The sequence below is a fragment of the Campylobacter hyointestinalis subsp. hyointestinalis genome, assembly GCF_013372145.1.
Taxonomy (GTDB): domain Bacteria; phylum Campylobacterota; class Campylobacteria; order Campylobacterales; family Campylobacteraceae; genus Campylobacter; species Campylobacter hyointestinalis.
The window spans coordinates 661318-675569 of sequence record NZ_CP053827.1 but is presented as its reverse complement, the minus strand read 5'-3'; the positions used below and the strand labels follow the sequence as shown (position 1 = coordinate 675569).

The window sequence follows — 14252 nt, the reverse complement described above, 5'->3', positions numbered from 1 at the left end:
GGCAATTAAGCCGTTATTTTGTAAATTAGTGATAAAATTTCGCCAAAAAACAGAAGGATTATTTTTGAATAGACTTAGCGTAGATGATGCTTTAAATTTGCTTCATAATGCGGACTTAAACGAGCTTGGAAGACTTGCCTTTGCCAAAAAACAAGAGCTTCACCCACAAAAGATCACGACTTTTATAGTAGATAGAAATATAAACTACACAAATGCGTGTTTTATAGACTGCAAATTTTGCGCATTTTATCGTCATGTAAATGCGGATGATGCTTATTTGCTAAGCTTTGAGCAAATAGATGAGAAAATAGATGAGCTCATCGCTATAGGCGGTACGCAAATTCTATTTCAAGGCGGAGTTCATCCAAAACTTAAGATAGAATGGTACGAAGACCTTGTAGAACATATAGCAAAAAAGTATCCTATGATAGACATCCATGGATTTTCTGCCGTAGAGATAGACTATATAGCAAAAATTTCTAAGATATCCACGCTTGAGGTGTTAAAACGTCTAAAAGCTAAAGGGCTTTATAGTATCCCAGGAGCTGGTGCTGAGGTGCTAAGCGATAGAGTAAGAGATATAGTCGCGCCTAAAAAATGCAGTAGCCAAAAATGGCTTGATATCCACAAAGAAGCTCACTCTATAGGTATGAAAACTACGGCTACGATGATGTTTGGCACAGTTGAAACTGACACTGAGATAGTAGAGCACTGGGATAAGATCAGACGTCTTCAAGACGAAACGGGCTGCTTTAGAGCTTTTATACTTTGGAGTTTTCAGTCACAAAACACTAAATTAAAAGAAGAGTATCCAAATATCAAAAAACAATCGCCAAATAGATACTTAAGACTGCTTGCAGTTTCAAGACTATTTTTAGATAATTTTAAAAATATACAAAGTAGCTGGGTAACTCAAGGCAGTTATGTTGGGGCACTTGCATTAAAATTTGGAGCAAATGATCTAGGTAGCACTATGATGGAAGAAAACGTCGTCAAAGCAGCCGGAGCAAACTTTAGAATGAGCCAAAATGAGATGATAGAAATCATCAAAGATATAGGCGAAATTCCTGCTAAACGTAACACAAACTATGATATTTTGGAGATGTTTTAGTCTCCAAAGTATAAACTTCTAAATTTTCAGATTATTATTTATCAAAAATTCATCAAAATGATATCTTAAGCAAATTTATCTAATCCTGCTTTGTTTGCACTGCTTATAGTAAATTTTTAATAAATTCTCTTTTTTATAGCTATTACCATCTTTTTTCATTATAAAACAATAAAAAAAATAATCTAAATTTATATAAATCAATTTTAAATTTAAAAAATTATCCAAAATTTGGGACTATAAAATTTATTTTTCGCATAAAAGTTTAAAAAAATTATCATAAATAAATATTTATTTGACCATTATCAGATTCCCTAAAATACATAACATCGCATTATATAATATTATCAATATTTATAAGATAATAAGCAATTTTTATTATTTTATATTTTTTTAATAAAAACTCGAATATAATTCGCCACTAAGATTATTTATTATTAAAATCTACAGATTAATAATTAACTCTTATTAACTTATAGTTCTTTCTAATAAAAAATACTTCTCAAATTGAAAACTAAAAAAATATTGTGAAATTTAATTTAGGAGAAATCTTATGGAAAGAAACAGAAAAAATGTTATATTAGCTTGTCTTGTAGCTACGAATTTTGCTAGCACAAGTATAGTAGCAGGAGAAATTATAGTATACGACCATGTTGGTGGTACTACTACTCTAGGAATTGCTCCTAAAAGCATAATAAGCACCGGTGGTGGTTTTATCCCAAATACAATAGCTCCAAGGTCTTCTATATCAAACAATATTGTAACGGTTATAAGTACAGGTAGTGAAACAGTCAATAATGTTATAGGTGGATTCTCTGATGATAAAAACGTAGAAAAAAACACAGTAAATATCTTAGGAAACCCTAAATTTAGAGCAAATATTATACTTTACGGCGGAAATAAAGGTAGTGGCACTGGTGACACCTTCACAGGCAATACCATAAATATAGCGTCAAAAGGACTATTTGTAAGCAATATAGCAAATTTCGAGTTTATAAATTTCTATCTTCCCAAAAACATAGCTCCAAACGATACCGTATTTACTCTAACTAACAGACCAAATTTTTCAGTGTCTAAACTAGGAGTTGCCTTAGCAAACGACAATACAAGCCTAAATGTCGGAGATAGGATAAATCTTGTTAAAAGCAACGCCGGAGTCATAGCCCCTAACGATCTATCAAATCATATAAATGATCCAAAAAATATACTTAAGCTATCCACCACCAGCACGACTTTTTCAAATATATATAGTTTTGACATACTTAGCGATACAACCTCTATATATACAGTTGTTAAAAACAAAGAAAATAATCCTCAACAAAAATCCATCCTTGAAGCAGGTGCTAGTATGACTGGTATGCTAAACATAGCTAGTGATAGCATAGATAGCGTACTAGCCAAAGGATATGCAGGCTTTAGCACCTATGAATAACTTTACATATACATTTAACGGAGAGATAAATGATCTTACGCTAAGTACAGATAAAAGAAATAGATTTATATGTTCTTTTAGTCTGAAAGGTAAGCGGTTTGTATCCTTAAAAGATATAAATTTAAATGATCTAAACAACGGCGATGAAGTAGAGATAAAAGCTACTCAGATAAAAGACGATATCCTATCTAGTGTTGGCATTTGAAAAAATGTCAATAAAAAGCAGGCTTATAAACAATATAAATTTCTGCATCATATACGCATCATTACTACTAACTATCGCTATACTTACTGTATTGCTGTGGAAAATTTAGCTTTCTCTCGCCGCTTATAGCCATTAGAGCGGCGGAGTTTAGCTTTATGTTCAGTACAATTTGTAATGATTTTCTAAAAACACCTACTTATCCTCTTTATAAATAAAAACTATTTTTTAGAATTTAAGTCCCGCTGTGATAGCTGCATTTACGCTATGCTCATTTTTTGCTATCTCACTGGAAATAAGAAATTTAATAAATTTATTGCCTTTTTCGATATTCGTATCGATACCAAAATAAACGCTATCTTTATTTAGCTTATAACTCTGCACCCAAATTTTATCTCTCGCATCTATAAAATACTCTTTGCTTGCAAAATTATCATCATTTAGACGTCTTGTGTAAAATGCAAAACCGTTTATCGTCGTAAAGGTATTGTTTTGACTAGTAAAGTTATATGCCAAATTCGCGCCCATGCTTAAGTTTAACGTATCTAAGTTTATATCTTGATAACCTTTGGCTAGTATATTTCCACTCTCTTCAAAACCGTTTTGTTTAGAATATATATAGTTCAAGATCGAGATCGGCGTCAAAGTAAAGCTATCATTTATAACAAAATCCTTTGAGATACCAAGCTCGGTTGAGATAAAATACCCCTTATAGTCTGCGTTTAACTCTGTATTTGACGCTGAAATTTGGCGCTTCATATCGTTAAACGCTACTCCAGCATCTACACCGCCTATCAAGTTTATAAACTCGAAATCTTTCAAACCACTTAAGCCTACGGACACTATTTGGCTCGTCACATCTGCGAATTTATAGTCTCCTTTTTGATGAGAGTAGTTTAAAAACGCTCCTAGTTTTACATCATCGCTTACCCATTTTTTAGCGCTTAGATCCACAGAGTAAGTATCTGTTTTATATGTATCTCCTTTAAAATGCGAGTATGAGACCTTGCTAGAAATTTCGCTCTGGCTTAAAGCCGCCCCATAGCTTTGCAAGATATCATAAACTATATTATCCGTCATATCGCTATTGATAAGAGCTAATTGTGAATTTTTAGCTATCGCTGCTATTTTTGCAGAACTGCTCATAGAATTTCCTACCAAAAACGACATATTATTTAGCATAGATCTGTTTTGGAAATTTAGCGTATCTTTCGTGTTTGAGAGCGCATAGTCAGGGTTTGTGCTAGATAGAATTTCTTGTTTTTCGTCTTGACTTGTTGTATCTAATCTACCAAAAAAATCTTGATAATTCTTGCTTAAATTTGGCATTTCTCTGATCTGCTTTAAGGCTTGCGAGATGACTTTACTCGCGTCTTGAGTACCATTTGTCGGTTCATAAGCGTTTTCTTTGATGCTTACTATTATAGTTTTTTTATCGTTTTTGTCTTTGAGCTCAAAGTCTAGAGTGCTTGTATCTTGCACATTAATGATATCAAATTTATCCAAATTGTTGTCATTTTCAAGTTTGTCAAATTTAATAGCAATCTCCTGTCCATTTTGAAAAAACTGCCCACTAAGCGGGATATAAACTAAATTTCCGCCTTGTATATCGTAATTTGTAGCGATAATATCTGAATTTGACTTGTCATTGAAATTTATATATAAATTTCCGTTTTTATTTTGAGTATATTTTTCGCTTACATTTAGAGTGCCTACTTGCCCTGCACTACCTGGCATAACGATACCGCTCTCATTTATAAGGTTTTTAGCTATAGTTCCTGTTCCGCTTATCATACCACCATTTTTAGCAAAAACATCACCATTTATCAGCTTTCCGACGATTTTAGCTTCACCACCGTTAATGGCATATAAATTTTTCTTTACGCTAGTTTTATCGCCAGATATCAAAATCTTACCACCTTTGTCCGCATAAAGTGCCGTATTTTCAGCAGTGACGTTATGAAGCTCCAAAGCTCCGCCGCGTGATATCGTAGGTCCGTTGTATCTTAAAGTATTTTCGCTAAATTTAAGCGTTCCATTTCCCGTTTTTATAAATCCAGCTTCGAGAGTAGATAAATTTGTATTTACAAGACTGTCGCTTTTAAGAGAGTTTATAGCATCATTTAGATGATACTTTTCATCCCATTTTATCTCATCTATATCATTCGTAAAAGCAAATTCACCGTTTTGCCCTTTAGTATCTATAGTGTAAAATGCATAATACTTTTTAACTCCATTACCGTCGTCAAACTCTTGGATATCATTAGAATTTAAGCGATTTATATTTATAGCTGCCAAACCTTTTAAGGCTTTTTGAGCGTCTAATATACCACTACCAATGATCTCTTCTTTGCTTAGTTTAACTACTGATATAGGATATGTTTTATCCTTAGAGCTTACGTCCGCATTGCTTTTTAATAGATTGTCTATAATGTATTTTGCTATCGTACTATCACTATCACTTGTTTTAAATCCTGCTTTTATTAAATCTTGCTTAACCTGGTCTAAATTTACATCATTGCCATTTTTTGGAACATCTTTTGTTATATAAAAAACACTATAAAAATTCGCCGTTCCAGTCTTACCAACATTTCTGGTAACAATTAGTTCTGGAAGCGTGACGTTTGTATTTGCCGTAGTTAAGATTACATCGGCGATTTGCGAACCTTTTAAAAATGGAAATTTTTGCTCTACTAAAGCTGCAACTCCACTAACAAGTGGCGTCGCAAAGCTAGTACCAGAAGAGCTATTTATCGTTAGTTCTTTATCTATTTTTTCTCCATCTTCATAATATTTGTAATTATATCTTCCATTTGCGGTAGTTAAGTTTTGAGCAGGAGCTACAACGCCATAAAGCGACGCTCCGCCTTTAAAAAAATTGCTATAACTAAAAATACCCTGTTTTGTTATTAATTCGTTTAGGATTGTTTTACTTTTATCGCCACTTCCTTCACTCCATTTACCTGCTACTGCTTTCCAGTCTTCTTCTGTAATGCCGCTGATTTTAAACTTTCCGTCATTTTGGGTAGAAATTTTATCCGCATTTACGCCGCCGACTGCCAAAAGTCCGCGGTAGCTCTCATCATAGCTTGGTAAAATAGAGTTTGCTCTAGGCGAGATAAAGCCGTCATTTCCTATACCTACGACATTTAAGATACCATATTGTTTGGAAAGTTCGGCCAAAATTTGTGCTCTTTTTAGGCTTATATCACTTTGGATAAGTTTTTGAAATTCTGCATAACTTATGGCATTGCTATTTTGATTACTTTTATCTATAAACTCTAAGCCATCATCCCATTTGCGATTTATAAGAGCAAATCCATCGCTTACATAGCTGTGATTTATAACTTTCACGCCGCTTTGTATCATTTTTTCTACATCGGCTTTGAGATTACCATTGTATGATGGACTTGGATTTAGATAGGCTAATCCATAGTATTTAGCACCGTTTGCTACTCCTTTTAGCTCATCACCATTACCGACTATAAGCGATGCTACTTGAGTGCCGTGAAGCATAGTGGATTTATGCGAACCAAAACGCTCTGGGTCAATATTATTATTGATCGAGCCTATTAGTTTATCTTTTAAGATAGGATTGTATGTATTAAACACACTATCAACTACGCCGACCACTATACCAGAACCGTTTATATTTGGATTTTCTTGTCTTGCCTTATCAAGATTGATTAATTTATCAGCAACTTCATTCGCCTGTATTGATGCATTTGCATTTGATAATAAAACCGTTGCACATACTAACGAGAATGTGATTTTTGAAATTTTATTCATTTGCACCTCTTCTCCATAGCCTAAATCGACTTTGGAAAGCAATTTAAATATTTAAAATTAAATTTGCAAATTTAATAAATTTTAACTTAAATTTAAATTAAATATATTATGTATGCTTATAAATACAATCGAAAAAATTAAATATTTTTGATAAAAATCAGATTCAAAACTAAATTTAATAAAAATAAAATGAGAATTTTAAAAGAGATTGTATGGTTTCAATGATATAAATTTAAAAAACCCCGCAAATAGCGAGGCTTTTTTTGTGAAGTGAAAAAGACTATTCTATTTTGCCGCTTTTGATACGTGCATCATAGATATCTTGTAGTTTTCTGATGTCTTGTTGTACTTCGAATACACCATGCCAGTGAGCATAGTCAGGAGCGCCCATTACAGCACCCATTCTCATACGACGACCTTCGTGATGCCATAAGTGGTAGTAAATTCTTTGGAATTCATCTGCCCACTCATCAGCTTTTAGAAGACCTTTTGCTTTCAAGTCATCAAGCATTTTTTTAGCGTCTGTGTGATAGTTGTTGTATAGTTCAACATGCATATCAGCACTTACAAAGAATGAATCAGTTGATTTAGTTGAGTGACAAGATTTACATACTTGTTTCATCTCAGTTCTAGCAGCCTCAGGTCCTTTTGGATTACCTGCAAGTACATTACCAGCTGTCATTTTACCAGATTTAGCATATTCAAACGCAGCAGTTTCGAAACCGCCTGTTCTTTGTTTGCTATGTGGAGCCCATAGATTCCATTTTAGACGTAAGCTAACATTGTGAGTAGTGTTTAGATCACCTATTCCACTCATATGGCAAGTAGCACAAGTTGGAGCTCTATAGTCTGGAACGTCCCAAGTATCTGGAGCGCTATCCCATTTCCATTTATTGCCCTCAGCATTGAAGATCTTTCCGTGCATTGAGTTATTGTAGATCTCGATGTTTGGATGATCAGGTCCAAGGTGGCAAGATGCACAAGCAGATGGTTTTCTAGCTTCAGTCATATCAAATGTATGGCTTGAGTGGCAAGATTTACAACTACCTACGCTACCATCAGGATAAGCATTACCGATACCATAGTTTGGCCAGCCTTTACCAGGAACTGGATAACCTTCTTTATCTAGTTTGATCTCCATACCATGGCATTGTATACAACCAGTTGCAGACGGAGAATCTTTAAGATCTGGATGATCTCTACCCTCATAGTGGTACATTAGATCTATCATACCTTTTTTAGCAAACATTTGAACTCCGCCTCTTGCGTGACCACTTTGTTGGAATTCTTCAACTTCTTTAGAGTGACATTTAGCACAAGTTTTTGGGCTTACTAAAATACTTACGTGATTACCACTATCTTTTGGGTGCTCTTTTTTGATCGCCATAGGGCTATCAGCTGGAACTGCGTGACAATCCAAGCAGCTTACACCAGCGTGAGCATGGCGTGAACTTTTCCAGTCATTTACGATACCCGGAGTTTTATCAGCGTGACACTCCACACATTGCTTAGCCAATGGGCTTAAGCTTCTATCAACCTTCATTGTCTTTGTAAGATTGATATTTCCAACGCTATCAGCATAAGCCATAGCGGCAAAACAGGTTAATGCTAAAACTAATTTTTTAAGCATTTTGCTAATCTCCTTACTTTGTAATATTTAAATCACCAAATTTAGCTTTAAGGTGAAAACCAAGATTTTTGTGCCCGACGTGCTCATGACATTCGACACAAGTTTTGTTTATGTTTTTGGCAAAATAATCACGGTGCGGCAAAAACGATTTCATATTTTGTGAAGAAACATTTTTTATATCACCATGGCAGTGCATACAACCACTGTCATATACATATCTCTTAGACTCTTTTCTTCTAGCTTCCCAGTCGTATTTTTCTGGGTTGCCAAAAAGAGTAATGGCACCTTCAACTATACCATTAACAGCCTTTTGATACGTATATTTAACTATGTTGTCATGTGGTAAGTGACAAGCAACGCACTCTGCTTTAAATCCAACTTTGTTATTTCCGCCGTGAATGTCGTTTTTATACGCGCCAACCATAGGTTCCATAACATGACAAGATGTGCAAAACTTATCTCCACCAGTCACATACATAAACTGTGCTATACCAAGAGCAAATCCAAGGCCAACTAAGCCACCTATAATAAAGATAGCTATAGTAAAAAGCTTTGTCTTTCTCAACTCCACTCCCTCCCTAGAAAATTTCTTTTCTACAATTTAGAACGGTATTCTAACATATTTTTAACAAAATGAAAATAAAAAAGTAAATAAATTTATAAGAAAGTTTTTATGCATTAAAAATATTTATAAGTTTTTCATTATCTTTAAATACAAGATTAAGGTTATCATCAAATTTAATCAGATTTTGCTGCTTAAATTGCGTGATGATTCTTGAAAAAGTTTCAGGCGTAATATTCAGTATAGACGCTATTTGAACGTGTTTTAGCGTAGAAAATAGCTCATGATTTTCTACTATAAATTTTGCTACTTTTGCATCACTTTTAAGGGTTAGTTCATTTTGTAACACATTGTTCATAATTCTAAGTTTTGAAGCCATAGATTTTAAAAGTTTAAAGCAAATTTTTGGATTTTGTAAAAATTCTGTTTCAAATTTGTGATAATTTATCCTTAGAACCTCAGAATCGCTTAAAAATATACCACTAGCGGGATAAGGTATATTTTCAAAATTTACTAGTTCGGCCACCAAAGAGATCGGAGTAATCGTATGTAGAAATATCTCTTTGCCTTTTGGAGTTGTTTTATAAATTTTTATAGTTCCTTTTAAGAGTACATTGAACCACTTTGCTTCTTCGCCTTCCATAAATAAAAACTCATCTCTTTTATAGTTTTTTAAAACAGAGATATTTTCAAGCTTTTTTATCTCTTCTTCATTTAGATCTGTAAAAAATGGGATTTGCTTTATCAAAATTTATTCCTTTACTCAAACAAACTTTCTTCGTTTATTTTTTCATTTAGCATAGCGCTTAGCTCTTCAAACTCAGCTTTGACAAGAGCGTATCTAAAATCTTTTAAATTTTTTAGCTCTTTTATATCATTAAAAATAAAATCTGCATCAAAACTTAAGTTTTGCGTACTTGGTACGCATATCAAAACATCACTAAATTTAGACTTTAAAAAGTTAGCTTCTTTGATAAATAACTCATCATCATTTTCTACTATAAAAGCTCTTTCGGTGCTACCAAATGGTTTCATACAAAAAAATCTATCTATAAACAAAGGCTTAAAATGTGGAAAATCATTTATGTTTTTAAATTTAAAATCTATATTTTTACTTATAAAAAAGCGTGCTATTTTAGATAGTTCATCTGCAAAAATATATGGAAATATAATGTTTTGATAGTAGTTTTTAGCAAGCAAGGCATTTGTAAAAAAGATAGAACTTTTATTTATAAGAACAGCTTTTTCATCTTCTAAATACGAAAAGCTAGGAGTTAATTTTTCTAGCACTTGTAAATGGGGGCAAAAAAATATGCTATTTTGCTCAGCTTCTAGAATTTCTAAAAATATATTTTGCAGATTAGAACCGATTAATTTTACTTTTTTTGGTATCGTCAAATGCTTTAATATACAAAACTCAACGGCTTTTACACAGATAAAGTTTATCTCTTTACTCGTAGCAAAAAACCGTATCAAACGAAGCAAACATAGGTTTAAGCTATCTACTTTTATATATGCTATTTCGCTTTCTAAAACTTTTAGTTTCGTATCAAAGATAACGGCATAAGCGCCATTTGCAATAGCTTTTTCTACTTCGTTTTCATCACCGTCAAAAGCTATAAAAGCAAAACCGTTTTTAGCTAGATTCGCATCAATGCAAAATCCACTCACCATACTTATCTTTGGGCTATTTTGCAGCTCTCCATCAACAAGGCGAGTTAGATTTTCTATACGCATTATCCTACTAAACTTCCGTTTTTTACAGGTGCTAAAGTACTAAGAAGCGCTAATTTACCATCTTCTGCGCTAAGTATCATTCCTTCGCTTAAGTGTTTAAATATCTTAGCCGGTTTTAAGTTTGCTAAAACACAAACTTGCTTTCCTATCAGATCTTTTGGCTCGTAAAATTTAGCGATACCGCTTATGATCTGACGAGGATTAGCTTCGCCAAGATCGATTTTAAACTTCAAAAGCTTATCGCTACCCTCGATATTATCACACTCTAAGATAGTTCCTACTTTTATCACACATTTTTTAAAGTCGTCGATTTTTATCTCTTGTTTATTTTCTATAGGCTCTATTTTTTGAAGTGTGGGCGGTGCCATTAGTTCAGATTCTACTTTGGTAAAAAGAGGTTCTGTATTACTTGATTTTAAGTTTAAAAGCTCATTTTTTAAAATAATGTCATTATAAGTCTTAGTATTTATCTCAAAACCCAAAGTTTTAGCTATTTTCTCACTACTTTTTGGCATAGCAGGACTTAGTAGCACGGCAACTTTTGCAAGCAAATTTGCCACCAAAGCGACTAAAGCGTTTGCCTCATCACTTTTGCCCTCTTTTATCAAATTCCAAGGTTCGTACTTTGCCACGCTTGCGTTTGCTAGATTTAAAACTTTCCAAAGTTCCTCTAAATAACGATTTGTAGCTACTTCGTTTATAGCTTCTATAGCACCTTCAAGATGAGTTTTGGCAGTCTCTAGCTCTGCTAAATAAAACTTAGCCACGTTTTCTTTATTTATATCATAGTTTGAGTATTTTGAGCTCATTCCGACTATACGGCTCAGTAAATTTCCTAGATCATTGCTAAGCTCACTATTTATGCGATCCATAAGAGCTTTTTGAGAAAAATCGCCGTCTTGACCAAATGGTACTTCTCGAAGCAAAAAGTATCTAAAAGCCTCAAGCCCATAAGCATCTGCAACTTTTTTAGGATCTACTACGTTTCCTATACTTTTACTCATCTTTTTGCCATCTCTCGTCCACCAGCCGTGAGCAGCCACGCTAGTAGGAAGAGGAAGCTCCAAACTCATCAAAAATGCAGGCCAATACACGGCGTGGAATCTTAAGATATCTTTTCCGACTAAATGCATCGCGTCGTTCCAATAATCCATTCTTTTGTTATCAGTAGTATAACCAAGCGCTGAAAGATAGTTTATGAGAGCGTCCAGCCACACGTACATCACATGGCGCGGTTCATTTAAACTACTAGGAAGCTTCACTCCCCACTCAAAGCTAGTTCTAGTGATAGATAGATCTTTTAAACCACCTTTTACGAAGCTTATGACTTCATTTTTTTTGCCTTTTGGAAGTATGCAGCCGTCTTTTTCATACCATTTTAAAAGTTTTTCTTGATAGGCAGATAGTTTAAAAAAGTAGCTTTCTTCTTTTACTATACGGGTTTTTTTACCACAATCAGGACAAAACTCTTCATCTATAAGATCTTTTGTAGGAAAAAAACTCTCACAACTAACACAGTAATTGCCTTCATACTCGCCTTTATAGATATCTCCTTTTTCATACATTTTCATAAATGCATTTTGTGCAGTTAGTTTGTGATCTTCATCAGTAGTGCGGATAAATCTATCATAGCTTATATCAAAACTATCCCAAAGCGATTTGAACTTAGCACTCACTTCATCAGCATACTCTTTTGGTGTTTTATTGTGTGCTTTAGCGGCCTCTTCTATCTTTTGACCATGCTCGTCAGTACCTGTTAAAAAAAACGTATCATATCCTACCAAGCGATAATACCTAGCCATAGTATCGGCTATAATGGTTGTATATGCGTGACCGATATGCGGTACGTCATTTACATAATAAATAGGTGAAGTTATATATTTTTTCATTATTTTTTCCTTATTATAGTTAAATTTAAAAGTCAAACTCGCCGCCGCGACCCTCGTTCATCTTTTCATAAGTGGCATCGACATAATTTTTTCTATTTTGACACATAAAAAATAGCTCGCAGCTCATACAACTGTTTAAAGAATTGCTTTCTTGACATTGTTTAAGCTTTGTAATAGTTATCTGAAATCGTAGCTCTACAAACTCTTTTATCTTATCACAATAAAATACTTTAGAGCAGTTTGAGCAACTTTTTGTCATATCTTTAACATTTTCGTTTCGACACTCTTGCAAATCTTGTTTTTTACTCTCGTAAAAATCTTCATCGATATTTTTAAATTCTTTTAATTCAATCATTGTAAAACTCTAAAAGCCTGTTTATCTCATATTTTGATCCAAAAAAACAAGGCGTTGTTTGGTGGATTTTTTCTAAGCTTATATCAAAAAGCGACCTGTTTTTTCCATTTGTAGTAGCACCGCCTGCTCTTTCATATATAAAAGCAAAAGGCAAGACTTCAAAAGTTACCCTAAGCTTTCCATTTGGTGCGTCAGTCGTAGCTGGATAACTAAAAAGTCCGCCGCCTTTAAGTAAAATTTGATGCAGATCGCTAACCATAGCGCCACTATATCTAAGGCGATATCCCTCATCAAATAGAGCTTTGATGAAGTTTCTATGAGTCTCGCTCCAGCCTTTTTGAGTACCGCCAGTCGCGTTTAGTTTGCCTTTTTCTTTTAGGCTTAGATCTTTTATAAATTTAAAGCTTCCGTTTCTATCCAAACGGTAAAGTTTTGGAGTGTCTTCACACACTACCATCTCAAGTCTAGGTCCATAAATACAGTAGATCGCTGCTACTAAATTTGATGGTTTTAACTCGTTTTTATATACACCAAAAATACTTCCGACGGCGAAATTTACATCGACTAAGCTACTTCCATCAAGAGGATCATAAGCGATGATAAACTCGCCATCTTTATGGATGTCAAGCGCATCTTCTTTCTCCTCGCTTACGAGTGATCTTACGCTCGAAACTTTTATAAACTCTTGTGTGATGATGTTGTCGCTTTTGACATCAAGTTTTAACTGAGTATCGCCTGTGGAGTTTGCGTGATCTGTGTAGCCAAGGTCGGCATATTTTAGCTCTTCACTTATTTTAACTGCGATTTTTTCTATCGTTTTTATGATCTCTTGCATTTTATACCCTTTTTGCATTATTATTTATCCATTTTATGATATTTTCTATATCGTCAAGCCCAAATTTAGGTTTATTTTCGTCGCTCAAACCGTCTAAATTTGTAACGTAAGCATCGCTAAATGGCTTATATCTCTCATCAATCTCATCTCTAAAAACTGTAATGCGTGGAAGCGGGATAAACTTAAGCCCCTCAACTATGAGATAGTCAAACTCACCAAAATAGCCTATAAGTTTATTTAAGTCATTCTCACACTCTGTTTTACTAGGTGAAAATTCCTCTGTTTTATTGTCGTGAGCTTCTGAGCCTACACGCTCACTCCCTCCAAAAAGTCCGCTTTGCAAAAGCACAGTAGTGCGTTTTGGGCTTACTACTGCGACGTCCGCGCCAAGTGAGCTAAAAAGATAACTATCTTTTCCTTCTTTATCAAATTTAGCCTTATCGCCAGGATCGTGTTTTGTGATAGCTACTTTGTAGCCTTTGGATATGAGCTTTTCGGCGATTTTAGCGATAAGTGTTGTTTTACCGCTTCCACTTTTACCAGAAACTGCCACAGCTAAACGTTTTATAAGATATCCTTGTTAAATTTTGGGATATATTTTAGCGAAATAATCATAAAAAATGGTTTATTGTATCAAAAATTGTATATAAAGCATTTTTGTAGTTTTTAAAAATCTTAATATGATGAATTTATTTATTATAATTTTAGTATAA

General features: G+C 33.9%; 12 protein-coding genes. 3 read left to right on the top strand and 9 right to left on the bottom strand.

Going from position 1 to position 14252, the window contains the following annotated elements; genetic code table 11:
* Window positions 1-64: 64 nt before the first annotated feature.
* From CHHT_RS03600 to CHHT_RS03590, 3 genes are all read left to right on the top strand, one after another.
* A complete protein-coding gene (locus CHHT_RS03600; RefSeq protein WP_034962820.1) occupies window positions 65-1111 on the top strand; it encodes a dehypoxanthine futalosine cyclase in 1047 nt (348 codons plus the stop codon).
* 550 nt (window positions 1112-1661) lie between these two features.
* On the top strand, window positions 1662-2540 hold the full coding sequence (locus CHHT_RS03595; RefSeq protein WP_034962818.1) for a hypothetical protein: 879 nt from the start codon (window positions 1662-1664) through the stop codon (window positions 2538-2540).
* The gene (locus CHHT_RS03590) at window positions 2533-2745 is read left to right on the top strand and encodes a hypothetical protein (protein WP_034962816.1); all 213 of its coding nucleotides are present in this window, start codon (window positions 2533-2535) and stop codon (window positions 2743-2745) included. The genes CHHT_RS03595 and CHHT_RS03590 overlap by 8 nt, the downstream gene beginning before the upstream one ends.
* 225 nt (window positions 2746-2970) lie before the next feature.
* Here CHHT_RS03590 and CHHT_RS03585 read toward each other — a convergent pair whose 3' ends face one another.
* The 9 genes from CHHT_RS03585 to CHHT_RS03545 form a co-directional block, all read right to left on the bottom strand.
* The gene (locus tag CHHT_RS03585; protein WP_074898803.1) at window positions 2971-6531 is read right to left on the bottom strand and encodes a S8 family serine peptidase; all 3561 of its coding nucleotides are present in this window, start codon (window positions 6529-6531) and stop codon (window positions 2971-2973) included.
* A 280-nt stretch (window positions 6532-6811) separates the two neighbouring features.
* A complete protein-coding gene (locus CHHT_RS03580) occupies window positions 6812-8161 on the bottom strand; it encodes a multiheme c-type cytochrome (protein WP_034962810.1) in 1350 nt (449 codons plus the stop codon).
* A 13-nt stretch (window positions 8162-8174) separates the two neighbouring features.
* Complete coding sequence (locus tag CHHT_RS03575; RefSeq protein WP_232051103.1) at window positions 8175-8732, bottom strand: cytochrome c3 family protein; 558 nt, start codon at window positions 8730-8732, stop codon at window positions 8175-8177.
* Between the two features lie 100 nt (window positions 8733-8832).
* Complete coding sequence (locus tag CHHT_RS03570; RefSeq protein ID WP_034962808.1) at window positions 8833-9471, bottom strand: Crp/Fnr family transcriptional regulator; 639 nt, start codon at window positions 9469-9471, stop codon at window positions 8833-8835.
* Window positions 9472-9482: 11 nt separating this feature from the next.
* A complete protein-coding gene (locus CHHT_RS03565; RefSeq protein WP_034962805.1) occupies window positions 9483-10460 on the bottom strand; it encodes a hypothetical protein in 978 nt (325 codons plus the stop codon).
* Window positions 10460-12349 (bottom strand): methionine--tRNA ligase, encoded by a 1890-nt coding sequence (gene metG, locus CHHT_RS03560; protein ID WP_034962802.1) that lies wholly within the window; start codon window positions 12347-12349, stop codon window positions 10460-10462. The genes CHHT_RS03565 and metG overlap by 1 nt, the downstream gene beginning before the upstream one ends.
* Before the next feature lie 25 nt (window positions 12350-12374).
* On the bottom strand, window positions 12375-12704 hold the full coding sequence (locus CHHT_RS09115) for a hypothetical protein (RefSeq protein WP_034962799.1): 330 nt from the start codon (window positions 12702-12704) through the stop codon (window positions 12375-12377).
* Window positions 12697-13539, bottom strand: coding sequence for a class 1 fructose-bisphosphatase (locus CHHT_RS03550; RefSeq protein ID WP_115600596.1), 843 nt, complete (start codon window positions 13537-13539; stop codon window positions 12697-12699). Before CHHT_RS03550 ends, CHHT_RS09115 begins: the two co-directional genes overlap by 8 nt.
* Before the next feature lies 1 nt (window position 13540).
* Complete coding sequence (locus CHHT_RS03545) at window positions 13541-14107, bottom strand: molybdopterin-guanine dinucleotide biosynthesis protein B (RefSeq protein ID WP_034962795.1); 567 nt, start codon at window positions 14105-14107, stop codon at window positions 13541-13543.
* Window positions 14108-14252 lie beyond the last annotated feature (145 nt).